This is a genomic window from Pseudomonas congelans (assembly GCF_900103225.1).
Taxonomy (GTDB): domain Bacteria; phylum Pseudomonadota; class Gammaproteobacteria; order Pseudomonadales; family Pseudomonadaceae; genus Aquipseudomonas; species Aquipseudomonas congelans.
Genome location: NZ_FNJH01000003.1, coordinates 145,586 through 168,620 on the forward strand (window position 1 = coordinate 145,586; position 23,035 = coordinate 168,620).

General features: G+C 61.3%; 20 protein-coding genes. 9 read left to right on the forward strand and 11 right to left on the reverse strand.

Annotated features, from left to right (window positions below; genetic code table 11):
• The first annotated feature begins 96 nt into the window (after positions 1–96).
• The 3 genes from BLR20_RS11920 (at position 97) to csrA (ending at position 1,849) form a co-directional block, all read left to right on the forward strand.
• Positions 97–912, forward strand: a complete 816-nt coding sequence (locus BLR20_RS11920) for an SDR family oxidoreductase (RefSeq protein WP_010435549.1) — start codon at positions 97–99, stop codon at positions 910–912.
• A 239-nt stretch (positions 913–1,151) separates the two neighbouring features.
• Positions 1,152–1,484, forward strand: coding sequence for a YnfA family protein (locus tag BLR20_RS11925; protein ID WP_032613774.1), 333 nt, complete (start codon positions 1,152–1,154; stop codon positions 1,482–1,484).
• A gap of 170 nt (positions 1,485–1,654) precedes the next feature.
• Positions 1,655–1,849 carry a carbon storage regulator CsrA gene (gene csrA / locus BLR20_RS11930; protein WP_010426835.1) on the forward strand — a complete coding sequence of 65 codons (195 nt, stop codon included), beginning with the start codon at positions 1,655–1,657 and terminating at the stop codon, positions 1,847–1,849.
• A gap of 79 nt (positions 1,850–1,928) precedes the next feature.
• Here csrA and BLR20_RS11935 read toward each other — a convergent pair whose 3' ends face one another.
• The 4 genes from BLR20_RS11935 to BLR20_RS11950 form a co-directional block, all read right to left on the reverse strand.
• Positions 1,929–2,156 carry a YheU family protein gene (locus tag BLR20_RS11935; protein ID WP_003314533.1) on the reverse strand — a complete coding sequence of 76 codons (228 nt, stop codon included), beginning with the start codon at positions 2,154–2,156 and terminating at the stop codon, positions 1,929–1,931.
• Positions 2,157–2,223: 67 nt separating this feature from the next.
• Positions 2,224–3,420 carry an osmoprotectant NAGGN system M42 family peptidase gene (locus BLR20_RS11940; RefSeq protein WP_003314534.1) on the reverse strand — a complete coding sequence of 399 codons (1,197 nt, stop codon included), beginning with the start codon at positions 3,418–3,420 and terminating at the stop codon, positions 2,224–2,226.
• Between the two features lie 80 nt (positions 3,421–3,500).
• Positions 3,501–5,249: an N-acetylglutaminylglutamine synthetase gene (gene ngg / locus BLR20_RS11945; RefSeq protein WP_054993490.1), complete on the reverse strand. Its 1,749-nt coding sequence runs from the start codon at positions 5,247–5,249 to the stop codon at positions 3,501–3,503.
• 3 nt (positions 5,250–5,252) lie between these two features.
• Positions 5,253–7,025 (reverse strand): N-acetylglutaminylglutamine amidotransferase, encoded by a 1,773-nt coding sequence (locus BLR20_RS11950; RefSeq protein WP_010426833.1) that lies wholly within the window; start codon positions 7,023–7,025, stop codon positions 5,253–5,255.
• Between the two features lie 284 nt (positions 7,026–7,309).
• Between BLR20_RS11950 and BLR20_RS11955 the strand changes: the two genes are divergently transcribed.
• Together BLR20_RS11955 and BLR20_RS11960 are read left to right on the forward strand one after the other, a co-directional pair.
• Entirely contained in the window at positions 7,310–7,492 is a 183-nt protein-coding gene (locus BLR20_RS11955; protein WP_003393216.1) for a type II toxin-antitoxin system HicA family toxin, read from the forward strand.
• Between the two features lie 36 nt (positions 7,493–7,528).
• Positions 7,529–7,933: a type II toxin-antitoxin system HicB family antitoxin gene (locus BLR20_RS11960; RefSeq protein WP_025990771.1), complete on the forward strand. Its 405-nt coding sequence runs from the start codon at positions 7,529–7,531 to the stop codon at positions 7,931–7,933.
• 16 nt (positions 7,934–7,949) lie between these two features.
• Here BLR20_RS11960 and BLR20_RS11965 read toward each other — a convergent pair whose 3' ends face one another.
• From BLR20_RS11965 to mnmC, 4 genes are all read right to left on the reverse strand, one after another.
• Entirely contained in the window at positions 7,950–9,029 is a 1,080-nt protein-coding gene (locus BLR20_RS11965) for a lipocalin-like domain-containing protein (RefSeq protein ID WP_054993491.1), read from the reverse strand.
• On the reverse strand, positions 9,019–11,499 hold the full coding sequence (locus tag BLR20_RS11970) for an ABC transporter permease (RefSeq protein WP_054993492.1): 2,481 nt from the start codon (positions 11,497–11,499) through the stop codon (positions 9,019–9,021). The genes BLR20_RS11965 and BLR20_RS11970 overlap by 11 nt, the downstream gene beginning before the upstream one ends.
• A complete protein-coding gene (locus BLR20_RS11975; protein WP_003418247.1) occupies positions 11,499–12,167 on the reverse strand; it encodes an ABC transporter ATP-binding protein in 669 nt (222 codons plus the stop codon). Before BLR20_RS11975 ends, BLR20_RS11970 begins: the two co-directional genes overlap by 1 nt.
• Before the next feature lie 148 nt (positions 12,168–12,315).
• Positions 12,316–14,340, reverse strand: a complete 2,025-nt coding sequence (gene mnmC, locus BLR20_RS11980) for a bifunctional tRNA (5-methylaminomethyl-2-thiouridine)(34)-methyltransferase MnmC2/FAD-dependent 5-carboxymethylaminomethyl-2-thiouridine(34) oxidoreductase MnmC1 (RefSeq protein WP_054993493.1) — start codon at positions 14,338–14,340, stop codon at positions 12,316–12,318.
• 148 nt (positions 14,341–14,488) lie between these two features.
• Between mnmC and pap the strand changes: the two genes are divergently transcribed.
• The gene (pap, locus tag BLR20_RS11985) at positions 14,489–15,985 is read left to right on the forward strand and encodes a polyphosphate:AMP phosphotransferase (RefSeq protein ID WP_032613785.1); all 1,497 of its coding nucleotides are present in this window, start codon (positions 14,489–14,491) and stop codon (positions 15,983–15,985) included.
• 38 nt (positions 15,986–16,023) lie between these two features.
• Here pap and BLR20_RS11990 read toward each other — a convergent pair whose 3' ends face one another.
• Positions 16,024–16,437 carry a YbaN family protein gene (locus tag BLR20_RS11990; RefSeq protein ID WP_032613787.1) on the reverse strand — a complete coding sequence of 138 codons (414 nt, stop codon included), beginning with the start codon at positions 16,435–16,437 and terminating at the stop codon, positions 16,024–16,026.
• A gap of 10 nt (positions 16,438–16,447) precedes the next feature.
• Complete coding sequence (locus tag BLR20_RS11995) at positions 16,448–17,035, reverse strand: UPF0149 family protein (protein WP_003314545.1); 588 nt, start codon at positions 17,033–17,035, stop codon at positions 16,448–16,450.
• 176 nt (positions 17,036–17,211) lie between these two features.
• Between BLR20_RS11995 and recQ the strand changes: the two genes are divergently transcribed.
• The 3 genes from recQ to BLR20_RS12010 all read left to right on the forward strand — a co-directional run bounded on the left by recQ (position 17,212) and on the right by BLR20_RS12010 (position 22,175).
• Positions 17,212–19,341 (forward strand): DNA helicase RecQ, encoded by a 2,130-nt coding sequence (gene recQ, locus BLR20_RS12000; protein WP_010426825.1) that lies wholly within the window; start codon positions 17,212–17,214, stop codon positions 19,339–19,341.
• Between the two features lie 93 nt (positions 19,342–19,434).
• Positions 19,435–19,869 (forward strand): MarR family transcriptional regulator, encoded by a 435-nt coding sequence (locus BLR20_RS12005; protein WP_010426824.1) that lies wholly within the window; start codon positions 19,435–19,437, stop codon positions 19,867–19,869.
• A 95-nt stretch (positions 19,870–19,964) separates the two neighbouring features.
• On the forward strand, positions 19,965–22,175 hold the full coding sequence (locus BLR20_RS12010; RefSeq protein WP_054993494.1) for a motility hub landmark protein FimV: 2,211 nt from the start codon (positions 19,965–19,967) through the stop codon (positions 22,173–22,175).
• Between the two features lie 32 nt (positions 22,176–22,207).
• Here the strand turns inward: BLR20_RS12010 and BLR20_RS12015 are convergent, their stop codons facing one another.
• Positions 22,208–22,558, reverse strand: a complete 351-nt coding sequence (locus BLR20_RS12015; protein WP_010426822.1) for a topoisomerase DNA-binding C4 zinc finger domain-containing protein — start codon at positions 22,556–22,558, stop codon at positions 22,208–22,210.
• Between the last annotated feature and the right edge of the window lie 477 nt (positions 22,559–23,035).

Below are 23,035 nucleotides of genomic sequence, written 5' to 3' on the forward strand. Positions count from 1 at the left end.
GTTTGTTCCAGGCATTCAGCGTCTTGATGGTGGGGTTGTGGCGCTTCTACTGTGATTACACTCAGGCAACTCCTGCACATCACAAGGCTCTCGGCTATGCAAAACCGCATCATGATTACTGGCGCCGGCTCAGGTCTGGGTCGTGAAATTGCACTGCGCTGGGCGCGCGAAGGGTGGCGGCTGGCACTGTCGGACATCAACGATGCCGGTTTGCAGGAGACCCTTGCACTGGTACGCGAGGCGGGTGGTGACGGCTTTGTGCAGCGTTGTGATGTTCGCGATTACAGCCAGCTCACCGCATTTGCCCAGGCGTGCGAACAACGCTTTGGCGGCATCGACGTCATCGTCAACAATGCGGGCGTGGCCTCCGGTGGCTTCTTCAACGAATTGTCGCTGGAGGACTGGGACTGGCAGATCGCGATCAACCTGATGGGGGTGGTCAAGGGCTGCAAGGCGTTCCTGCCGATGCTGCTGGCCAGCAAGGGCAGGATCATCAACATCGCCTCTATGGCAGCGCTGATGCAGGCGCCGGCGATGAGCAATTACAACGTTGCCAAGGCCGGGGTCGTAGCGCTTTCCGAGAGCCTGCTGGTCGAACTGCATGATCAGGGGGTTGGCGTTCATGTGGTCTGCCCGTCGTTCTTTCAGACCAACCTGCTGGATTCCTTTCGCGGCCCCACACCCGCGATGAAAGCGCAGATCGGCAGGTTGCTGGAGAAGTCGCCCATCACCGCCGGGGATATCGCCGATTACATCTTCAGGCAGGTTGGCGAAGGCGAATTCATGATCCTGCCCCACGAAGAAGGCCGTATGGCCTGGGAGATGAAACGCAAGCAGCCGCAGGCGATGTATGACGAAATGACCGTCATGTGCGCCAAGATGCGCGCCAAGGCGCAGAAGGGGCATGCCTGACTAACCCGGACGCTCTGCGTCCTCTTGCGACGCAGAGCGCGCGACCTGCATTCCAGCGCTGGAGCGTGAGGAACGATAACCTCGACTATCGTGCGACGCTCCGCGTCGGCATGCCGTTCCTGACGCTCTGCGTCCTCTTGGGTGGCGCGACGTTGCGTGTTCAAGGTTATCAAGGTCATGAACGTACTGTTTTCTGATAGGGTTGCGCGCATCTTGCAGCCCTGTCCCGAGAACCTTTCATGCTCAATTACCTGTGGTTCTTCCTCGCCGCCCTGTTCGAGATATTCGGTTGCTATTCCTTCTGGCTATGGCTACGCCAGGGCAAGAGCGCGTTGTGGGTGATTCCTGCGCTTGTCAGCCTGACAGTGTTTGCACTGTTGCTGACACGTGTGGAGGCGGCTTACGCGGGCCGAGCCTATGCGGCATATGGCGGGATCTACATTGTCGCGTCGATTGCCTGGCTGGGGCTGGTCGAGCGGGTCAGGCCGCTGGGTACGGACTGGCTGGGTCTGGCTTTCTGCGTCATCGGTGCGACCATCATTCTGCTGGGGCCGCGTTGGTCCGCCGCTTGATTAACCACAACTGTCAACGACATTTCCCACGGATCTGGCTGGAAAGTAAGACGTTTCCTTCAGTCCTTTCCGATGCTGTTGCAGGACGTTACTGATTTGCCATCAGCGCATTGAAGCGCTCTGCCTGCCGATGCACCCTGCCTCTTTTGCGCAACGCAAGGGTGGGAAAAATGCTGGTACTGACGCGGGAAATTGGCGAAACGTTTTCCATCGGTGATGACATCACCGTGCAGATTCTGGGGATCAACGGCAATCAGGTCAGGCTCGGGATCAATGCCCCGAAAGACATCAAGGTTCACCGCGCCGAGGTCTACAAGCGAATTGCCAGGACGCTTGCGCAACAGGCAACAACGCCGCTTCAGTGAGCGGCGTTGTCAGCGGGCGATATTTTCGCTAAATGACCTGACTCGCCCTGTCGAAGGCCCGACTCAGGCGCTGAAGGGGTTATTCGAAAAACTCCTTGGGCACGTCGTGCTTGAGCATCAGTTGGCACTGCTGGCTCTCAAGGTCGAAAAAGATCACCGCCTGGCCCTTGGTCAGCGCATGGCGCACGCGCAATACCCGGGTTTGCAGAGGCGTTTCGTCGCCATTATCGGTCCCCTCACGGGTGACGAAATCCTCGATCAGGCGAGTGAGGGTGTCAGGTTCCAGTTGGTCGTAGGGGATCAGCATGGCGGTTCTCGTGTCGATGAGCGGCGATGATAGAACTGCGGTGCCACGCACCGCAATTCACAGGGCCTCAACTCTCTTCGCGATTCTGCCCGATCAGGCTGTCGACGGGTGGCACGCGGGTATCGGATTCCATCTGCGCGTCATGCTCGATCTGATGGCTGAAGCGCTCCAGCGAGCTCTGCGCAGGTTTGGCATCGCTGGCGAATACCGGTGGACTGAGGATGTAGGCCCCCAGCAATTTGCTCAGCGCTGCCAGACTGTCGATGTGCGTGCGCTCGTAGCCGTGCGTCGCGTCACAGCCGAAGGCCAGTAGGGCGGTGCGGATGTCATGCCCCGAGGTAACCGCCGAGTGCGCATCACTGTAGTAATAGCGGAACAGGTCACGACGTACCGGAAGCTCGTTGTCCACGCCCAGCCGCAGCAGATGGCGGGACAAGTGGTAGTCGTAAGGACCGCCCGAGTCCTGCATGGCCACGCTGACGGCGTGCTCGCTGGAGTGTTGACCCGGGGCAACCGGCGCAATGTCGATGCCGACGAACTCGCTCACGTCCCAAGGCAGCACACCGGCTGCGCCCGTACCGGTTTCTTCGGTGATGGTGAACAGTGGGTGGCAGTCGATCAATGGCTCGGCACCGCTTTCGACAATAGACTTCAGGGCGGCGAGCAGTGCTGCCACACCAGCCTTGTCATCCAGGTGACGGGCACTGATGTGTCCGCTCTCGGTGAACTCCGGCAGCGGGTCGAAGGCCACGAAGTCACCGATGCCGATACCCAGCGACTCGCAGTCGGCGCGGGTGGTGCAATAGGCATCCAGACGCAGCTCGACGTGGTCCCAACTGATCGGCATTTCGTCCACGGCGGTGTTGAACGCGTGACCGGAAGCCATCAGCGGCAGAACGCTGCCACGGATCACGCCGGTGTCGGTGAACACGCTGACCCGGCTGCCTTCGGCAAAGCGGCTCGACCAGCAGCCGACCGCAGCCAGCGCCAGGCGGCCGTTGTCTTTGACTTCCCGAACGCTGGCACCGATGGTGTCCAGGTGCGCCGATACGGCACGGTCGGGGCTGTTCTGCTTGCCCTTCAGCGTGGCGCGGATCGTGCCGCGGCGGGTCAGTTCGAACGGGATACCGAGCTCTTCGAGTCGCTCGGCCACGTAACGCACAATAGTGTCGGTAAAGCCGGTAGGGCTTGGGATCGCGAGCATTTCCAACAGAACTTTCTGCAGGTATTTCAGATCCGGATCGGGGATATTTGCAGGGGTCATGAATGCTCCTTATGGAACAGTTGCAAGCCACAGGCTGCAAAGGCGGATGCGCCGTTTGCAGCCCGTGTCCGCAGCTGCGATCAGATATGCACAGGCAGGCTGTGCGGAAACAACAGATCGACGAAACGTTCGGCGGTGGGTTGTGGTTCGTGATTGGCAAGACCTACGCGCTCATTGGCTTCAATGAATACGTACTCAGGCTGATCGGCGGCCGGCACCATCAGGTCCAGGCCGACGACAGGGATGTCCAGCGCCCGCGCGGCACGCACTGCGGCGTCGCTGAGCACCGGATGCAGAATGGCCGTGACATCCTCCAGGCAGCCGCCGGTGTGCAGATTGGCGGCACGGCGCACGGCCAGGCGTTGATCCATCGGCAGAATATCGGCGTAGTCAAAACCGGCCTCGCGCACAGTGCGCTCGGTTTCCTGATCCATCGGAATACGGCTTTCGCCGTCCGTTGCCGCAGCACGGCGTCGGCTTTGAGCTTCGATCAACTGTTTGATGGTGTGGCGACCATCACCAATGATTTCGGCCGGGCGACGTATCGCCGCCGCCACGACCTGAAAGCCGATGACCACGATGCGCAGGTCCAGACCTTCGTGAAAGCTTTCCAGGATCACGCGAGTGTCGAACTGGCGGGCCTGTTCGATGGCGCTCTGCACGTCTTCGATAGTACGCAGATCAACCGCGACGCCCTGGCCTTGTTCACCGTCCAGCGGCTTGACCACAACTTGCCCGTGCTCTTCGAGAAACGCCAGATTATCGTCCGCATTGCCCGCCCGTTGCTGTGCGGGCAAGTGCAGACCGGCAGCCTTCAAGGCGCGGTGGGTCAGGCTTTTGTCCTGGCACAGGGTCATGCTCACCGCGCTGGTCAGATCGCTCAACGACTCGCGACAGCGGATGCGACGGCCGCCGTAGCTGAGAGTAAACAGCCCGGCATCCGCATCATCCACCTGCACGTCAATGCCGCGCCGATGGGCTTCCTCGACAATGATCCTCGCGTACGGATTGAAGTCCGCTTGTGGGCCAGGGCCGAGAAACAATGATTCGTTGATGCCGTTCTTGCGCTTGATGGCGAAGGTCGGCAGGTTGCGGAAATTCAACTTGGCATACAGCGCCTTGGCCTGATCGTTGTCATGCAGCACCGACAGGTCGAGGTAGCTCAGGCCGCGACTCATGAAATGCTCGATCAGATGCCGCACCAGCACCTCGCCCACACCTGGTCGTGTGCATTGCGGGTCGACCGCCAGGCACCAAAGGCTGCTGCCTTTTTCAGGGTCGTTGAAGGCCTTCTGATGATCGAGCCCCATGACGCTGCCGATGATGGTGTTGCTGCTCTCGTCCTCGGCCACCCAATACACCGGGCCACCTTCGTGGCGTGGGGTCAGCAGCTCATGGTCGATGGGCAACATTCCGCGCGCCAGATACAGGTTATTGATGGCCTGCCAGTCGTTTTCATTGTGCGCGCGACGGATACGGTAGCCGCGAAACACACGATGCGCCGGGCGGTAATCGCTGAACCATAGACGCAGCGTGTCCGACGGGTCGAGAAACAACTGCTGCGGCGACTGCGCCAAGACCTGTTGCGGGGCTGCCACATAAAGGGCGATGTCGCGCTCGCCGGGTTTTTCGTTGAGCAGGTCCTGAGCCAGCGCGGCCGGATCAGGGTAGGTGTGACCGATCAGCAAGCGTCCCCAGCCACAGTGCAGGGCCAGAGGGTCTGCATCTATCTGGCTGCCGTCTTCAGCGAGTCGTGCCTGCAGACGTTCGTACGAGGGCGACTGGCCGCGCAACAGGCGCTGGCTATAAGTCGTCGCGTTCTGTTTCATCAATCACAGTCCTTGTTCGCTGAGCCACAGGTTCAGCGCTGCCAGTTGCCACAGCTTGGAGCCGCGCAATGGCGTGAGCTGGCCCTCGGGGTTGGTCAGCAACTTGTCGACCATGGCAGGGTTGAACAGACCGCGGTCCTGACTGGAATCGGTCAGCAGTTCGCGCACCCAGTTAAGCGTATCGCCCTGCAAGTGTTTGAGGCCAGGCACCGGGAAGTAGCCCTTTTTGCGGTCAATCACTTCCGAGGGAATGACCATGCGCGCGGCTTCTTTCAGCACCTGCTTGCCACCGTCGGGCAGCTTGAATTTACCCGGGATGCGAGCCGACAGTTCGACCAGGCGATAGTCAAGGAACGGTGTGCGCGCTTCCAGGCCCCAGGCCATGGTCATGTTGTCGACACGCTTGACCGGGTCATCGACCAGCATCACGGTGCTGTCCAGACGCAGTGCCTTGTCAACCGCAGCGCTGGCGCCTGGCTGGGCAAAGTGATCACGAACGAAATCACCGGCTGCATCGTTGGCGGTGCGCCATTTCGGCTGCACGGTTTCGGCGTATTCCGCGTAACTGCGGTCCACGAATGCGTCGCGGTAGGCCGCAACCGGATCGCTCGCGCCGTCGACTTGTGGGTACCAGTGGTAACCGGCGAACAATTCGTCGGCACCTTGGCCGCTCTGTACCACCTTGCAGTGCTTGGATACTTCACGCGACAGCAGGTAGAAGGCGATGCAGTCGTGGCTGACCATCGGTTCACTCATGGCGCGGAACGCCGCAGGCAACTGCTCGATGATCTCGCTTTCCTGAATACGCAGCTGGTGATGGCGCGTGCCGTAATGCTTGGCGATCAGATCGGAGTACTGAAATTCGTCGCCGCGCTCGCCGCCGGCATCCTGAAAACCGATAGAGAAGGTCGACAGGTCCTCGACGCCCACTTCACGCAACAGACCCACCAGCATGCTTGAGTCGACGCCGCCGGATAGCAGCACACCGACGTCCACCGCAGCACGCTGACGGATCGCTACTGCTTCACGCGTGCTGTCCAGTACGCGGTCGCGCCAGTCTTCGAGGGTGAGGTTTTTCTCGTCTTCGTGGGGGCCGTAGGGCAGTGTCCACCAGACTTTCTGCTCGACCTTGCCGCTTGCGTCGATACGCATCCAGCTGGCCGGCGGAAGTTTTTCGACGCCTGCGAGCAAGGTGCGCGGCGCAGGCACCACAGCGTGGAAGTTGAGGTAATGGTTGAGCGCCACCGGATCAAGCATCCCGCTGATGTCACCACCCTTGAGCAGGGCAGGCAGCGAGGACGCGAAGCGCAGGCGCTTGTCGGTTTTCGACAGGTACAACGGCTTGACGCCGAGGCGGTCACGGGCGATGAACAGCTGCTTGCTGTCACGTTCCCAGATGGCAAAGGCGAACATGCCATTGAGCTTGGGCAGCATGTCTGCGCCCCAGGCGTGGTAGCCCTTGAGCAACACTTCGGTGTCACCGCCGGAATGGAACTGATAGCCAAGGCTTTCCAACTCGGCACGCAATTCAGGGAAGTTGTAGATCGCACCGTTGAAGGCCATGGACAGGCCCAGGTTGCTGTCGATCATCGGCTGCGCCGAGCCGTCCGACAGGTCCATGATTTTCAGGCGACGATGACCAAGGGCAACCGGCCCCTGGCTGTGAAACCCCCACGCATCCGGGCCGCGAGGCGCCAGCTCATGGGTAATGCGTTCAACAGCGGCTAGGTCCGCTGGTTGATGGTCGAAACGTAATTCACCTGCTAATCCGCACATAAGTCCTTACCGGGTTTCCGTTGGGGAGGTGACTGAGAAAGTGCAGTCACCCAGAAACTGACCCAGTGAGGGCATGGTAGTTTTAGATCAAAAAGTTATAAGCGTTTGTTTTCAGCTGGTCTGACTGCATTGGCTGGCCGCTCTGTCGAGATGGGCGAGCACGATCTCTTCTTCGCGAAATAAGTTGTGATGGAATAAAAAAGATAACTCTGGGTGCCTTTTTTAAGTTGTTTTAACATGCGCCCAGGGTTATATTTTTTCACGTCGAATCACTGGAGGTGGGGGTGCAAAGCAGGCAATTGATAAAGGAGCTTGAAGCTGATGGATGGGTTCTTGATCGTGTTTCGGGCAGTCACCCTATGTTCAAGCATCCTGAAAAACTTCAGACAGTCCCCGTGCCGCATCCCAAGAAAGACTTGCCATTCGGAACGGTGCGGGCCATCAAAAAGCTAGCCGGGCTGGTTTAGTCCAGTTTTGCCCTGACACCCTGTTGGAGAAAGAAAATGAAATACCCAATGTGCATAGAATGGGGAAACGACACCACTGCGTTTGGTATCCAGATTCCCGATATTCCCGGTGCCGTAACGGCTGGCGATACGTTCGAGGAAGCGCACGCTGCGGCGGTTGAGATTGCTCATATCATGCTGCAGGAGATAGCAGCCAGCGGTGGAACCATACCCAAGGCCGGAAACGTTGCCGAGCACGCCAGGAATCCCGATTTCGCAGGGATGGGCTGGGGAATGATCGAGATTGACGTAACGCCTTATCTCGGCAAGACGGAGAAGGTCAACGTCACACTGCCTGGTTTCGTGATCAGGCAGATCGATCGCTATGTGCGGGATCACAGCATCAAGAGCCGCTCGACCTTTCTGGCCGACGCGGCGCTGGAAAAACTGGGTCGAGCATGACTGCCAATCGCAGCGCTCAATACCCGGTCATCTCCAGATACCCCACACCTTCCTGACTTCCGCTGAACCTCACCGGCCCCTCCCAGTAGGGAATACTCACGCCCATCCAGGCGGCGGGGTTCAGCGCTTCGGTGGTGATGTCCAGGTTTCTGTCGGGGACCCTGACTCTCCAGCGGGTGGGCACTTTATGCTCCCCGATCAAGGTTTCCTTCAATGGCTCCAGACTGATTTCGTTGGCGTGCAGCATCCGGGTGCTGCCGTCGGCGCTGATCCAGTTACCGGTCAGGTAGGGGGCGCCGTTCTTGTGACGGATGCGATACAGCATCAGGCGATCGCCGTCTGCCAGTTGCAGCGAAAACCAGTCCCAGCCGCTCTGGTTGGCGGTCAGTGGCTGACTGCTCCATTCCCTGTCCAGCCAGGCGTTGCCGGTAACCTGATAGGTCTTGCCCTGTATTTCCACGCTGCCTTTGGCGTCGAAGAAGGGCTGGCTGTAATAGTACGACGCCTGGCCCGCCTCCGATTTCTGGCTGTAGCCCTGTTCGCCCTGCAGCACCAGCGGTTTGCTGGATGTCAGGCTCAGGTCGTAGCGAAAATCCTTGCCGCTGGCCTTTAACTGCATGGCAGTCAGCGGATCAGCGCTGCGAACATTGCTGGTAAATGCCCAGTCATCAATCCATGCCGAGAAGGGGGCCAGGGTCACGTCGGCCTGACCGATACCGCCGCGTGCGTAACGCTCTGCTACATAGTGGCCGCTGCTCGTCGTTGCCGCCGCATGGCCCAGCCAGATCGTGCCGTCATTCCAGCCGCTGCCGGTATGTTGACCGGGGCGCAGGGCATTGCGAAACAACGTCCACTGCACGCCGAACTGCTGGCCTGCGTCATCCTTGAGGGTGGCGGTGATGTACCACCACTCGATACGAAAGCCGGGATGCTGGCCGTGGTCTTGCGGGAATGAAAAGACCTTGCCCGGCGTCACCTGCGCGTAACTGTCGGCGGTATTGCCCAGTCCGGCGAATCCGCTTTCAGGTTGTGGTTTGTCGTCGCAGGCAGCGAGCAGCCCGGCGAGGACCAGCGGCATCAGCCATTTACTGTTCATTGGCGAATGTCCTGAGTAGATCCGCTGGACGGCTGCGGTACAGCTTCAGCAGCGGCCAGGCCGAGGCCAGCAAAGTCGCCAGCATCGCCAGCGCCATCAATTGCAGCAGTTGCAGCGGGAACACCTGCAGCGGCAGACGCCAGCCAAAGGCTCGAACGTTGATCACTGCATCCAGGCACCAGGCCAGCAGCAGCCCGAGTGGCAGCGCTAGCACCAGTGTCAGGACCGCCAGCAGCCAGGTCTGCCCCAGGTTGAGCAGCATCAGTTGCCGTCGCGTGACGCCCAGCGCCCACAACGGGGCGAGCTGCCCGAGGCGGCTCTGGCTTTGAGTCAGCAGGCTGATGAACAGCGCCACGCCAGCGACGCCCAGTGTCAGGCTGTTGAGTGCGGCAGTGGCGGCAAACGTACGTTCAAAAACCTGGCTCGACCAACCCTTGAGCTGGCTCTGATCGATGATGTGATTATCGTCCAGCTTGAAACGCGCTTGCAGCCGGGTGACCAGCGACGGGATTGCCGCCTGATCGACCCTCAGGTTGAAACGCACCGGCACCGATTGCGGCCAGTGAGCGAGCAGGTGTCGGGAGTTGACCAGCAAATGGCCCTTGGGATTGCCATAGTCGGCGTAGATCCCGACGATGCGCGGGGTCCACTTGCCATTGGGTACCGGGATGTTCAGCGTGTCTTGCAACCCCAGTTGGAGGCGGCGTGCCAATTGTTCGCTGAGCATCACCGTGTCTTCATCGCGCAAAACATTCCACGGATCACCGGCGACCGATTCCAGCAACGCCCAGTGCTGGCGATAGGTGCTGTGATCGATCACGCCAAACAGGTCCGCAGGCCAGCCCTGGACTTGCACCGGCACCTGCCAGTTGGGCAGCACGGCGCCGACATCCTGTTGCTGGCTCAGCCAGGTGTTCAGCGGCGCTGCCTGCTCCGGGTTCTGCGGGCTGACATACAATTCGGCGGTCAGGCGTTGCTCCAGCCAACTGTTGAAGGTCTGGCGAAAACCCGAGGTCATGCTGCCTGCGCCGATGTTCGCGGCCATCGCCAGCAACAGGGCCATCAGCGCCAGGCTCAGGGCGGGCAACTGCTGACGACAGTCCGCCAGAAACCATTGCCCGAGCACCGAGCGGCTGCGCTTCAACAGACCGCCAAGCATGGCGTTCAGCAAAACCGGCAGGGCCAGCGCGGCACTGAGCAGCAGGGCGGACATCATCACGAACCCCAGCATCAGACTGGTGCCGAACAACAGCGCACTCACGCCAACCACCGTGCCCAGCACGGCCACCCACGCCTGACGCTGCAACCATCGCGCATGAGCTTGCTGCCATGCCTGGGCATCGGCCAGTGCCAGCAACGGCAAACGCGCAGCCCGCAACAGGCTATTGGCACCGGCCAGCAATGCGCCAAGCAGACTCAGGCCGATACCGCTCAGCCACCACCAGAGACTGAGGTTCAACTGGCCGGCGACTTCCGCGCCATACAAGCCGCGCAAGCTGGCCGCGACATCCGGCAATAACAGGCTGGCCAGCAGATAACCGCTGAGCACACCAAAAATACCGCCCAACAGAGCCAGTGCGCCCAGCTCTACGCCCAGCGCAGCGATCAACAGACGTGCGCTGACGCCACAGGCACGCAGGTTGCGCAGCAGGCCGCGACGCTGTTCGAGGGCCAGGCCAATTGCGGCGTGGACAATGAACAGGCCGACGATGAAAGACAGCACCCCCAGGGCGTTCAGATTCAGGTGGAAGCTTTCGGTCAGGCGCTCCAGATTGTTTTCTTCGCCGCTTTTCTTGATCACCAGCAGGTCATTCAGATCTGCCGGTAGCGCAGGGTTCTGCCGGGCAAAATCCTTGGCCAGCAACAGTGCGGACAATTGCCCCGGCTGACCCAGCAACGGTTGCGCAAAGCCTATGTCAGTGAGCAAAACGCCGGGCGCCATGTCGGGTTTGGCGTGCAGGGGGGGCAACGGTACGCCGGTTTCGGTCAGTGGCTGCTGGCCTTCCTTGAGCCCCAGTGCTTGCAGGGTCTGCGGCGCAACCCAGGTCATGCCCGGTGGTGTGAGGAAGTCCACGACCTGTTCGGCGTTCAGCGTCTGCCCGGCGAGTGCCGAGCCGGTCGGCAAGGTCACTGGCTCGATACCCATCAGTTGCAGGCGACGGTCTTCAAGCCCTTGAAGCACGATGCGCCCTTGCAGCATGGGCGACACGGGCCAGCCTTCGCGGCGCAGCTCGATAAACAATGCCTGCGGGAACAGCCCGCCGCTGCTGGCTGTGATACGGGTCTGTGGCTCGCCGCCAATCAACTGGCTGGCGCGCTGGTAGCTTTCCCGCGCCTGACTATTGAGCGCCTGTACACCGGTGAGCAGCGCGGTGGCCAGCCACAAGCCTGTCAGCACACTGAAAAACTGCACCGGATGACGGCGCCAATGGCTCAGCAGGGCGCGCAGCGTCCAATAGAAAACCCGCATCAGCGTTCGCCTTCGTCAGCCAGACGCCCCAGATGCAGCACCACTTTGCGCGATAGCCGCTGCGCGACGCGCGGGCTGTGGGTGACCATCAGCAGACTGGTGGGGCTGTCGGCGAGGATATCCAGCAGCAGTTGCAGCACCTCGTCGCTGGTGGCTTCGTCGAGATTGCCGGTGGGTTCGTCGGCCAGCAGCAGGCCGGGTCGGGAGGCGAGGGCGCGGCCTATCGCTACACGTTGCTGCTGTCCGCCAGAGAGTTGTTCGGGATAGCGATCCAGCAGCGCGGCCAGGCCCAGTCGCTCGATCAAGTGCGCCTGCCAGGCTGCATCAACGCGCCCGGCCAGCCGGGCCTGAAACGCCAGGTTGTCGGCTATTTTCAGGCTGCCGATCAGGTTGAACTGCTGAAACACCAGGCCGATCTCGGTACGCCGCCAGTTAGCCAGCTGGCTTTCGTTCATCAGGTCCAGACGCTGGCCTGCGACTTCGATGCTGCCGTCGTCGACCTGATCGAGGCCTGCCACCAGATGCAGCAAGGTGCTCTTGCCACTGCCGGACTCACCCATCAACGCCAGGCTTTCGCCCTGTGCCAGATGCAGATCGACACCACGCAAGACATCCAGCGGTCCCTGTGCCGTGGTGTAGCGCTTGAATACGTTTCGCACTTGCAGCATGAGCAGCCCAATTGTTCTGACAGACGTTCAAGAGTAGCGCCTGAGCGTGCTCGTAGGAAATACCGTGCGACGCGCCGCGTCGTCATGCCGTTCAGGACGCTCTGCGTCTTCTTTTTGATCCCACGCTGGAGCGTAGGGAACGATAATCTCAACTAGCGTGCGATGCGCCACGTTGGTCCTGCTTTTCAGGCTGCTTCCCGCCGCCGCGAATCAGCGCGCGCAGGGCAAAGCGGTTGGGGTGACAGGCCTCGGCCACGCTGCGTGGCAAGGGCAGTGGTTCGTTGTCGAGCCAGGCGGCGATCAGTTCGCCACACAGCGGCGCGGTGATCAGCCCGCGCGAACCGTGGCCGCTGTTGACGTACAGGCCGTCCAGCCACGGGCAGGCGATGTCCGGCACCTGACGTGCGTCCTTGCCCAGCGCGGCATAAGCCTGCATGAACGCCTCGCGGTCTGCCAGCGGTCCGACGATGGGCAGGTAATCCGGGCTGGTGCAGCGAAACGCCGCGCGTCCCTGCAATTGCTCGGGCGACAAATCGGCGGCTTCAAGGCGCGAAGTGAGGTCTTGCGAAATCTCCCGCAACAGCCCCAGATTGTCCAGGTGATCGGCGAGGTTGGGCGTCAGATCGGTACTGTTGAAATCGAAACTGGCGCCCAGCGTATGTTCGCCCAGGCGCGCCGGAGCCACATAACCTTCGGCACACACCACGCTGCGCAATGCCGCGCTGGCCTGAGTCTGCGGCAAACGGGTGATCTGCCCACGGATACGTTTGAGCGGTAAGTTGGCGCTCTGCGAAAACTGCCGGATATCAGCTGCCCCGGCCAGCACCACGACCGGTGCGCTGTCGATCAACTGCTCGTTACTCCAGACCTGCCAATGATCATCGACACGTCTCAGTTCCAGTGCCTGCTGATGAGTGATCAGGCGGATATTCGCGTGCGCGGCCTGTGCGTGACACAACGCAGGCGGATGAACCCAGCCGCCCTCGGGGTAAAACAGCCCGCCACTGTTCAGCGCAATGCCGCTCTGCGCTTCTGCCGCAGGCTGGTCCATCAGGTGCAGGAGTGATTCGGGGAACGCATCGGCCAGTTGTTTCTGACGCAGCGCTTCCTTGTCGTCGAAGGTCAGTTGCAGCACCCCGCAAGCGTCCCAGTCGACTCCGCGCTGCAAGCGTTCAAGCAGCCTTCGCGTATGGCCGAAACCGCTGAGGATCAACTGTGACAGCGCCGTACCGTGCGCCGACAGTTTCAGGTACAGCACGCCCTGCGGATTGCCCGACGCTTCCTGCGCCGGTGCGGCGTGGCGCTCCAGCAGGCTGACCTGCCAACCGCGTTGCGCCAGACTCTGTGCCGTGGCGCAGCCGGCCAGGCCCGCGCCAATCACCAGCGCTTTGCGCTCGCCGCCCATTGGTGCGGGGCGGGCGAACCAGGGCTTGGCAGCAGGCGGAGGCGCCACGTCCTCTGGCCAGGCGATAAAAGTGCCGCGCAGCACTTCCCATTTGTGGCCGATGCCCGGCACGCGCTTCATCTTGAACCCTGCCGCATTCAGCGAGCGGCGCACCCAGCCGGTGCTGGTGAAGGTGCCAATCGTGGTGCTAGATGTGGACAGGCGCGCCAGTTCGGCAAACAGCTCGGGGGTCCACATTTCCGGGTTTTTCGCTGGCGCAAAACCGTCGAGAAACCAGGCGTCCATCTGCCCGTCCAGTTGCGGCAGCATCTGCAGTGCATCGCCGATCAGCAATGTAAGCGTCACGCGGCCGCCAGCGAACACCAGACGCTGAAAGCCTTCATGCACAGCCACATATTGATCGAGCAATTGACCCGCGAACGGCGACAGCTCTGGCCACAGCGCGAGGGCTCGCTGCAGGTCAGCGCGGCTCAACGGGTATTTCTCGACACTGACGAACTGCAGGCGTGCATTGGAGGGTGCGCACTCGTCGAACAACTGCCAGGCACAGAGGAAATTCAGCCCGGTGCCGAAGCCGGTTTCACCAATGATCAACCGGCCGCCGTCCGACAACTCGGTGAAGCGCCGACGCAGGTCGTTCTGCACCAGAAACACATGGCGCGTTTCGTCCAGACCGGACTCGGTGGAAAAGTACACGTCGGAGAAGTCGCGGGAACGCGGGTTGCCGTGTTCGTCCCAGTCGATCTGGGCGTGGCGGGTAATGGTCATGTCGGGCTCAGCAAAGGCAGTGGCGGCATTTTAGCCGTCTGCGCACAGAAAAGTGCTATCAAGGATGTGCGGATTGACCGATGCCTGCAATCAATGGTCACAATCCCCATCAGGCGTTCTCTGAGCCAACATCAATCAGGAGCTGTGCATGTTTGAATCCGCTGAAATCGGTCATGCCATTGACGATGAGACTTACGAGGCTGCGTTGCCGCAACTGCGCGAAGCCTTGCTGGAAGCGCAGATAGACCTGCACGAGCAGGCCGGTCGCCAGATCATCGTGTTGATCAACGGCATAGAAGGCGCAGGCAAGGGCGAGACCGTCAAGCTGCTCAGCGAGTGGATGGACCCGCGCCTGATCGAGGTGCGCACCTTCGATCAGCAGACTGACGAGGAACTCGCTCACCCGCCTGCCTGGCGCTACTGGCGGCAATTGCCGGCCAAGGGCCGCATGGGTATTTTCTTCGGCAACTGGTACAGCCAGATGCTCCAGGACAGGGTTCACGGGCGCTTCAAGGACGCCGTACTCGATCAGGCCATCAGCGGCGCCGAGCGACTGGAAAAGATGCTCTGCGATGAAGGCGCGCTGATCTTCAAGTTCTGGTTTCACCTGTCCAAAAAGCAGATGAAGCTGCGCCTCAAAACTCTCAAGGATGATCCGTTGCACAGCTGGCGCATCAGCCCGCTGGACTGGCAGCAATCCAAGACCTACGACAAGTTCGTGCGCTTCGGCGAACGGGTTCTGCGTCGTACCAGCCGCGAATACGCCCCTTGGCATGTGATCGAGGGGGTAGACGCCAACTACCGCAGCCTGACCGTCGGCCGCCTGTTGCTGGAGGGCATGCAGGCCGCGCTGAACAAGGGCGAGCCCGAGACCGCTGCGCTGACTGTCGGGCCGCTGGCGATTCACAGCAACGAGCTGACCCTGCTCGACAGCCTCGACCTGAGCCTGAACCTGAGCAAGGACGACTATCAGCAGCAGTTGATTACCGAGCAGGCGCGGCTGTCCGGCAACATGCGCGACAAGCGCATGAAAGGCCATGCGCTGCTGGCGGTGTTCGAAGGCAACGATGCGGCAGGCAAGGGCGGGGCGATCCGACGTGTAGCGGCGGCGCTGGACCCGCGTCAATACGCCATCGTACCGATCGCCGCGCCGACCCAGGACGAGCGCGCGCAACCGTATCTGTGGCGTTTCTGGCGGCAGATACCGGCGCGCGGCAAATTCACCATCTTCGACCGCTCATGGTACGGCCGCGTGCTGGTCGAGCGGGTCGAGGGTTTTTGCAGCGAGTCGGACTGGAAGCGCGCCTACTCGGAAATCAATGACTTCGAAGAGCAGCTCACCGAAGCAGGCGTTGTGGTGGTCAAGTTCTGGCTGTCCATCGATCAGCAGACCCAGCTGGAGCGCTTCAAGGCGCGCGAAAAGATCCCGTTCAAGCGCTACAAGATCACCGAAGACGACTGGCGCAACCGCAAGAAGTGGCCTGACTACCGCCAGGCAGTCGGCGACATGGTGGATCGCACCAGCACCGAAATCGCGCCGTGGACATTGATCGAGGCCAACGACAAGCGCTGGGCCAGAGTCAAGGTGTTGCGCACCCTCAATGAAGCGCTGGAAGCCGCGTTCGCCAGGGACAAGAAGAAGTGACGGTCTGAGTGTTGCGGTGGCGTCGGCTTCGCTCGGCGCTACCTCGTGCGGCGGCCCGGCGGGCGTGTCTTCTGCCTGAGAATATAGATCGTCACCAGCACTGCGCTGGTGAGCATGAAGACGCGTGCCCAGGGTGAGGGCACCAGGTAACAGGACAGGCTGATGCTGAGCCACATCAGACCGATGGCGTATACCTTGCCCTTGAGCGGGATGCCGTTGCCTTCGAGGTAATCACGAATCCACGGACCGAGTTGCGGGTGGTTGACCAGCCAGTCGTAGAAGCGCGGGGAGCTGCGCGCGAAACAGGCAGCGGCCAGCAGCAGAAAAGGCGTGGTGGGCAGCACCGGCAGAAAAATACCGACCACGCCCAGTACCACGCTCAGCCAGCCAACCGCTACAAGCAGATAGCGCACCGACCGGTGACGGCTGGTGCGCGGTGAGCCTTGCGCCATAGGCGCCGACTCAGTGATGGCGGGGCTTGAGGATAGCCGGCTTTTCGTCCGGTGCCTGGCAGAGCAGGTACAGGGCGGTCAGCGCTTCGGGGATCTGCACGATCATGTCGTCCATCAGATTGGCGTCCTGGGCGATGTCGGCAAACTCCGGCTGCTCGTCGAACAGGCCCGAACCGACCATGATCGGCAGGAGCATTTCGCTGACTTCTTCCTCGGCACTTTCGAACCAGGCGTTTTCACGCAGGAACACGCCTTCCATGAAGCCGATGCACCAGCCGCGCAGGTCGGAGTCATCCGGGTCGTCGCCCAGATCCAGATCGCAGGGCAACTCGAACTCTTCGTCCGAGGCCAACTGGCGGGCAATGTGTGCCTTGAGGGCAATCAGCGTCGCTTCGACTTCTGTCTGTTGCGCTTCGCTGGAGTACTGCGGCGGCTCGGAGAACAGCGCGTCGATCCACTCGCGCTCCGGCACCTCTTCGGCGCAGATGGACAAAGCGGTCAGGTAGCCATGCGCGGCCACGTAGTCCAGTGCTTCTTCGTGCAGTTCATCTGCATCGAGGAAGACTTGCAGGCGGGTTAATTGCTCAGCGAAGGACATGGAAGCGCTACCTTGAAAATAAACGATGCTGGATTCTAGGCCCTGAGCGTCCGTGGCGCCAGCGCGCAGGCCAATTGCAGTTAATTTCGACCGCTCATGTCCCAGTCATCCATTGCTCCCGAGCGCTCGGGTATACTCCCCCGTTTTGCAGTGCAGCAGGATATTCCGGGGTTTTTATGCTTGAGCAGGCACAACGCGTACTTAAAGACATCTTCGGTTACGACAGCTTTCGTGGTCGCCAGGGTGCCATTATTGAGCGTGTAGCCAGCGGTGGTGATGCGCTGGTGCTGATGCCCACCGGTGGCGGCAAATCCCTGTGTTTCCAGGTGCCGGGGCTGTTGCGTGACGGGCTGTGCGTGGTCGTGTCGCCACTCATCGCGCTGATGGATGACCAGGTTGCCACGCTGGATGAGCTGGGCGTGTCCGCCGCTGCACTCAACTCGACCCTCAGCGCCGAGCAGCAGCGCGACTTGGCCAATCGCATTCGTCTGGGCGAAGTCAAAATGCTGTACCTCGCTCCGGAGCGTCTGGTCCAGCCGCGCATGCTGTCATTCCTGCAAAACCTAAAGATCGCCCTGTTTGCCATCGACGAAGCGCACTGCGTGTCGCAATGGGGTCATGACTTCCGCCCTGAATACCTGCAACTGGGGCAACTGGCCGAGCTGTTTCCGGACGTGCCGCGCATCGCGCTGACCGCCACCGCAGACAAGCGCACCCGTGAAGAAATCGTCACGCGTCTGCACCTGCAGAACGCCGAGCGCTTTCTGTCCAGCTTCGACCGGCCCAACATCTTTTATCGCATCGTGCCCAAGGAACAGCCGCGCAAACAGCTGCTGGCTTTCCTTTCCGAGCGCCGCAGCGACGCCGGTATCGTCTACTGCCTGTCGCGCAAGAAGGTCGATGAGGTCGCTGTCTTTCTCAGTGACAACGGCTATCCGGCGCTGCCTTATCACGCCGGTCTGCCGTCCGAAACCCGGGCGGCCAACCAGAAGCGCTTTCTCAACGAGGAAGGGCTGATTATGGTCGCGACCATCGCGTTCGGCATGGGCATCGACAAGCCCAACGTGCGGTTCGTCGCGCACATGGACCTGCCCAAATCGCTCGAGGCTTATTATCAGGAAACCGGTCGGGCAGGGCGTGACGGTCTGCCCGCCGATGCCTGGATGGCCTATGGTCTGCAAGACGTGCTGATGCTCAAGCAGATGCTGCAGAACTCCGAAGGTGACGAGCGCCACAAGCGGCTGGAGCAGCACAAGCTCGATGCCATGCTCGCCCTGTGCGAAGAAACCCGTTGCCGCCGGCAGACCCTCCTGGCCTATTTCGACGAAGACATGCCCAACCCGTGCGGCCATTGCGACAACTGCGTCGATGGCGTGCAGACCTGGGATGCCACTGAACCTGCGCGTCAGGCGCTGTCGGCCATCTACCGTACCGGCCAGCGTTATGGCGTCGGTCATCTGGTCGACGTGTTGCTCGGCAAGTCCAACGACAAGGTAGAAAGCTTCGGCCATCAGCACCTGTCGGTGTTCGGGGTCGGCAAGGCGCGCACCGAGGCCGAGTGGCGTTCGCTGTTCCGCCAACTGGTTGCGCGTGGTCTGGCGGACATCGACCTTGAAGGCTATGGCGGCCTGCGCCTCAGCGAGACGTGCCGCCCTCTGCTGCGTGGCGAAGTTTCTCTGGAGCTGCGCAAGGACCTCAAGCCACAGACCACGTCGCGAAGCAGCTCCGGCAGCCCGGCCAGTCAACTGGTGCGTGGCGAAGAGCGCGAGCAGTGGGAAGCCCTGCGCGCGCTGCGCCGCAAGCTGGCCGAAGAGCACGGCGTACCGCCTTACGTTATTTTCCCGGACTCGACCCTGCTGGAAATGCTGCGCAGCAAACCCGGATCGATGGCCGAGATGGCCAAGGTCAGCGGCGTCGGTGCGCGCAAGCTGGAGCGTTATGGCGAAGCCTTTCTCGAAGTGCTCAGCGGCAAGGCCGAGGCGCCACGCGTGGTCGCCGATGTGCGTCACGAGCTGATCAGCCTGGCGCGTGCCGGGATGACCCCGACGCAGATCGCCGGTCAGTTGCAGTGCTCGGAAAAGAATGTCTACACCCTGCTGGCCGAAGCCATCGGCAAGCAGCAGTTATCCATCGAGCAGGCGCTGGACTTGCCGGAAGACCTGCTGGGTGAGGTGCAGGACGCCTTTCTCGATGGCGAAGGAGAACTGCCGCCGGTGTCGGCGATTGCCGAGCAGTTTGCCGGGCGGGTGCCGGAGGGCGTCTTGTATTGCGTACGTGCAGCGCTGCAATCGGAGTTTGAGGTATAACAGCGTGCGACGGAGCGTCACCGTCCCGTGCTTGCTTGAACATAAGGACCATGCTTAGCTCGCTAATAATTAGTTTGAATCACGAGTTTCCTTATGCCATTGACTGATGAACATCGTTTCGGGATGCAACTCGGACACCTCACGCGAGGCTGGCGTGCCGAGCTGGATCGTCGGCTGGCCGATCTTGGCCTGTCTCAGGCTCGCTGGCTGGTTCTGCTGCACCTCGCGCGCTTTACCGAACCGCCTACCCAGCGCGAGCTGGCGCAGAGCGTGGGCGTAGAAGGCCCCACCCTGGCGCGTTTGCTCGACAGCCTTGAAAAACAGGGCCTGGTTCAGCGTCAGGCGGTGCTCGAGGATCGACGTGCGAAGAAGATCCTGCTCAGCGACACGGCATTGCCCCTGATCGAAAAAATTGAAAACATCGCCAATGTATTGCGTATCGAGCTGTTCGAGGGCGTGAGCGAAGAGGATTTGCGCGTCAGCATGCGCGTGCACGCGCAGATTCTGGCCAATCTGGAAAGATCCTGAGACGAAGCTGCGCATTCTCAACCATAATCGTTAAACGGATACTGACGTCCATCTGATTACGTGAGAAGCCTGCCGTGGTTTCCATAAGGGTTCGCATGCTGAAGAGTTCACTGGCTGCTGTCGAAGGTGCAGGCCGCAAGGCGCGCGAGGCGTTTGGCAAGGGCGTGTTGGCGGTCTCGTTGCTGACCTGCTCTACGCTGGCGTCTGCGTTGGGCCTGGGTGAAATCACCTTGCACTCGGCGCTCAACCAGCCGTTGAATGCCGAGATCCAGTTGCTGGAAACCGGCGGTCTGAGCAATGAAGACGTGGTCGCCCGACTCGCATCGCCTGAAGCATTCGCCAAGGCGGGCATAGAGCGTGTGTTCTTTCTCAACGACTTGCGCTTCACGCCGGTACTGCGCGGTGACCGCGGCGTGATCCGGGTGGTTTCCAACAAGCCGGTCACCGAACCCTACCTGAGTTTTCTCGTCCAGCTGGCGCGGCCGAATGGCGATTTGCTGCACGAATACACGCTGCTGCTCGATCCTGCCACGTCGGCACAAGGCCTGGCCGCCACGCGCAGCCGCAACCAGCAGCGCTCGGCCGCCTCGTCTTCGGAAAGCCGCATGCCGGTCGCGCCACCGGCCGCCGTTCAGGGCAAACACTACACGGTGGCCAGTGGCGACACGCTGAATGGTATTGCCAGTCGCTTGCAGGGGCCGGGCAACAAGGTGTCGGCAAGCCAACTGGCGGACGGTATTCGTTCGCTCAACCCGCAGGTCTTCGCCGCAGGTGCCGGTGCCGCGCTTAAAGTCGGTCAGGACCTGTTGCTGCCGGACGTCGCGGTGCTGCCTGTCGCCGCAGCGCCTGCCGCAAGCGCTGTTGCGCCGTCGCCAAAGCCTGCCGAGTTGCAGCGTACCGCCGAGCAGTTGTCGGCCGCTGCCATCGAAAACCAGCAGTTGACTCAGTCGCTCGAGGCGCTAAAGGCCCAGACTCAGGAACTGCAGGAGCAGATGAGCGGCAAGGACAAACAGATCATCGCCTTGCGCAGCGATCTGGCCTCTGCGCAGTCCGCCGCCGCGCCAGTTGCAGCTGTACCTGCAGCCCCCGCACCTGCCACACCTGCTGCGCCTGCCGCTCCTGCTCAGCCTCTTGCTGCATCGGGCGGCGACTCATTCCTCAGCCTGCCGATACTGCTCGCTGCCGTATTGATTGTGCTTCTGCTGGTGGCGTTTGCTTATTCGAAACGGCGTCAGCAGCGCAAGGCGTCAGCAGCACCCGCCGTCACCCCGGATGACCCGCTGATCAAGCCCGCTCAGGCAGCCATGCTTCCGGTGTTCGAAGTTCCTGCCGTGGCGCCGCAACCCCCGGTGCAGAACCCTTCGACACCGGCACCGGCCAAACCATCTCCAGCGCAACGTTCGTCCGGCACTACTCCGGATGCTCTGGATGGCGTCAGCATTTACATCGCCTACGGACGGTTCACCGAGGCGATGGGTATTCTGCGCACTGCCCTGGAAACCCAACCTGAACGCGATGACATTCGCATCCGCCTGCTGGAGTTGCTGGCGGAGCAGGGCGACGGCAGCGGTTTCGTTCGCGAAGAAAAGGCCGCGCTGGAGCATGGCGTCGACCCGCAGACCATTCAGGACATTCGCGATCGGTTCCCGCAGCTCAAGGCTGCCGAGATCGCCCCCGTGGCGGCAGTCGTCCCGGCTGTCGCGGTGGCAGCCAGCACACTGTCTTTCGAGAAATCCGAGCCCGAGCCTACGGCCTACCTGCAGCCAGAGACCGAGCCAAAACCCTCGGCGCAGCTGGATGAAAGCGCCGCTGAGGCGCTGAATCCACAGCACGCTGACGAATTTCAGTTGAACCTGGATGACCTGTCGATGGACGCCGACTGGGATCTGGTCGACCCGTTCGACAGCCCGCCGCCGCGTGCCAAGCCTGCCGCTGCGCCAGCGCCCGTTGAAGTCGACCCCGGTTTTTCTTCGGACCTGACCCAGCTGCCGGAAGTCTTCGAGCTCTCCGACGAACAGTTCCTCAGTGATTTCTCCGAGCCCGAGGTCATTGAGCCTGTTGAGGTACTTGCACCATCTGCCGCTGACGGCTTGAGTGACGATTTCCTCGACAGCTTCATGAACGACGACGCCGATTTCGACCTGCTGGACCTGGAAGAGCCGCCGCTCAGCCAGATCAATCAGGCGCAGGTGCTGATCGAGGACGGCGATCTCGAGTCGGCCCGTGAGATCCTCCAGCAGGTGATTGACGAGTCCGACGAAGAGCATCAGCGCATGGCGCGCGAGCTGTTGGCCAACATCAGCTAAGCGCAGCGTGTAAGGGGCGACCGGTCCTGCGTTCAGCGAAAGATCGGTCGGATCCCCCGGCATTTCGGGTAGGCCACACAACCCCAGAACTCCCCGGCGTTCTTGCCGGTGCGGGCCACCTTGATCACCATGGTTTTCCGACAGTGCGGGCACGCAGGCGCCGCCGGCTTTGCCGTGGGTGTCGGCGGCGCAGGCTTGTGGGGCTTTTTGCCGGGTTTGGCGCGGCGTGTTCTGACAGGCGCTTGCGGTTCAGGCAATTGCGCTGCAGGCGTAGCGGGCTCCGGGTGCTGTCGCTGGCTCGCTGTGCCTCCTGCAACCCGGCTCAATACTCCGCGCAGTTTCTTGATAAGTGCTTTCAGCGCAGAGGCCGTGTTGTGTGCCATGGGGTTGCCTTGGGTCGGGTCGCGATCAGGGCGGCATGGTGCAGGCATCCTCGTCGCAGCGCAAACACCTGGCTCAGCCGCTAAGCAGGCCACTTCTTTGGACAGGACGCGGAGCGTCCTGAACGGCATTACCACGCGGAGCGTGGGAACGATGGTGAGCACACCACTTATCGTGCCCATCGCTCTGCGTCCTGGTGCCGTGCTGGGGGGCTTGATGGTGTGTTCACGCAAGCCCCAGCCCACCTCTATCGTGCCCATCGCTCCGCGTGGGCATGCCGTTCATGACGCTCTGCGTCATCTTTTTTCCGGGAATCTCCGAATGGACATTTGTTATTACCGGACAAGTTTTGGTGCTTTCAGGCAAGTAACGCCGTTGGCAACTGTCACTGGAAACAGTGGGTAGAGCGCGAGAAACATAAGTCGCGTGCAATTAAATGGCCACTACGCAATAATTCAACGGCATAATAAAATCCAAAA

Bases quoted from the DNA above. Each gene is read 5' to 3' on its own strand.
- ngg (WP_054993490.1), bottom strand. From the start codon at position 5,249: ATGAAACAGAACGCGACGACTTATAGCCAGCGCCTGTTGCGCGGCCAG.
- BLR20_RS11950 (WP_010426833.1), bottom strand. From the start codon at position 7,025: ATGTGCGGATTAGCAGGTGAATTACGTTTCGACCATCAACCAGCGGAC.
- BLR20_RS11970 (WP_054993492.1), bottom strand. From the start codon at position 11,499: ATGCGGGTTTTCTATTGGACGCTGCGCGCCCTGCTGAGCCATTGGCGC.
- BLR20_RS11995 (WP_003314545.1), bottom strand. From the start codon at position 17,035: ATGTCCTTCGCTGAGCAATTAACCCGCCTGCAAGTCTTCCTCGATGCA.
- BLR20_RS12015 (WP_010426822.1), bottom strand. From the start codon at position 22,558: ATGGCACACAACACGGCCTCTGCGCTGAAAGCACTTATCAAGAAACTG.
- recQ (WP_010426825.1), top strand. From the start codon at position 17,212: ATGCTTGAGCAGGCACAACGCGTACTTAAAGACATCTTCGGTTACGAC.
- BLR20_RS11940 (WP_003314534.1), bottom strand. From the start codon at position 3,420: ATGACCCCTGCAAATATCCCCGATCCGGATCTGAAATACCTGCAGAAA.
- BLR20_RS11975 (WP_003418247.1), bottom strand. From the start codon at position 12,167: ATGCTGCAAGTGCGAAACGTATTCAAGCGCTACACCACGGCACAGGGA.
- BLR20_RS11920 (WP_010435549.1), top strand. From the start codon at position 97: ATGCAAAACCGCATCATGATTACTGGCGCCGGCTCAGGTCTGGGTCGT.
- BLR20_RS12010 (WP_054993494.1), top strand. From the start codon at position 19,965: ATGCTGAAGAGTTCACTGGCTGCTGTCGAAGGTGCAGGCCGCAAGGCG.
- csrA (WP_010426835.1), top strand. From the start codon at position 1,655: ATGCTGGTACTGACGCGGGAAATTGGCGAAACGTTTTCCATCGGTGAT.
- BLR20_RS11960 (WP_025990771.1), top strand. From the start codon at position 7,529: ATGAAATACCCAATGTGCATAGAATGGGGAAACGACACCACTGCGTTT.
- mnmC (WP_054993493.1), bottom strand. From the start codon at position 14,340: ATGACCATTACCCGCCACGCCCAGATCGACTGGGACGAACACGGCAAC.
- BLR20_RS11990 (WP_032613787.1), bottom strand. From the start codon at position 16,437: ATGGCGCAAGGCTCACCGCGCACCAGCCGTCACCGGTCGGTGCGCTAT.
- BLR20_RS11935 (WP_003314533.1), bottom strand. From the start codon at position 2,156: ATGCTGATCCCCTACGACCAACTGGAACCTGACACCCTCACTCGCCTG.
- BLR20_RS11965 (WP_054993491.1), bottom strand. From the start codon at position 9,029: ATGAACAGTAAATGGCTGATGCCGCTGGTCCTCGCCGGGCTGCTCGCT.
- pap (WP_032613785.1), top strand. From the start codon at position 14,489: ATGTTTGAATCCGCTGAAATCGGTCATGCCATTGACGATGAGACTTAC.
- BLR20_RS11925 (WP_032613774.1), top strand. From the start codon at position 1,152: ATGCTCAATTACCTGTGGTTCTTCCTCGCCGCCCTGTTCGAGATATTC.
- BLR20_RS12005 (WP_010426824.1), top strand. From the start codon at position 19,435: ATGCCATTGACTGATGAACATCGTTTCGGGATGCAACTCGGACACCTC.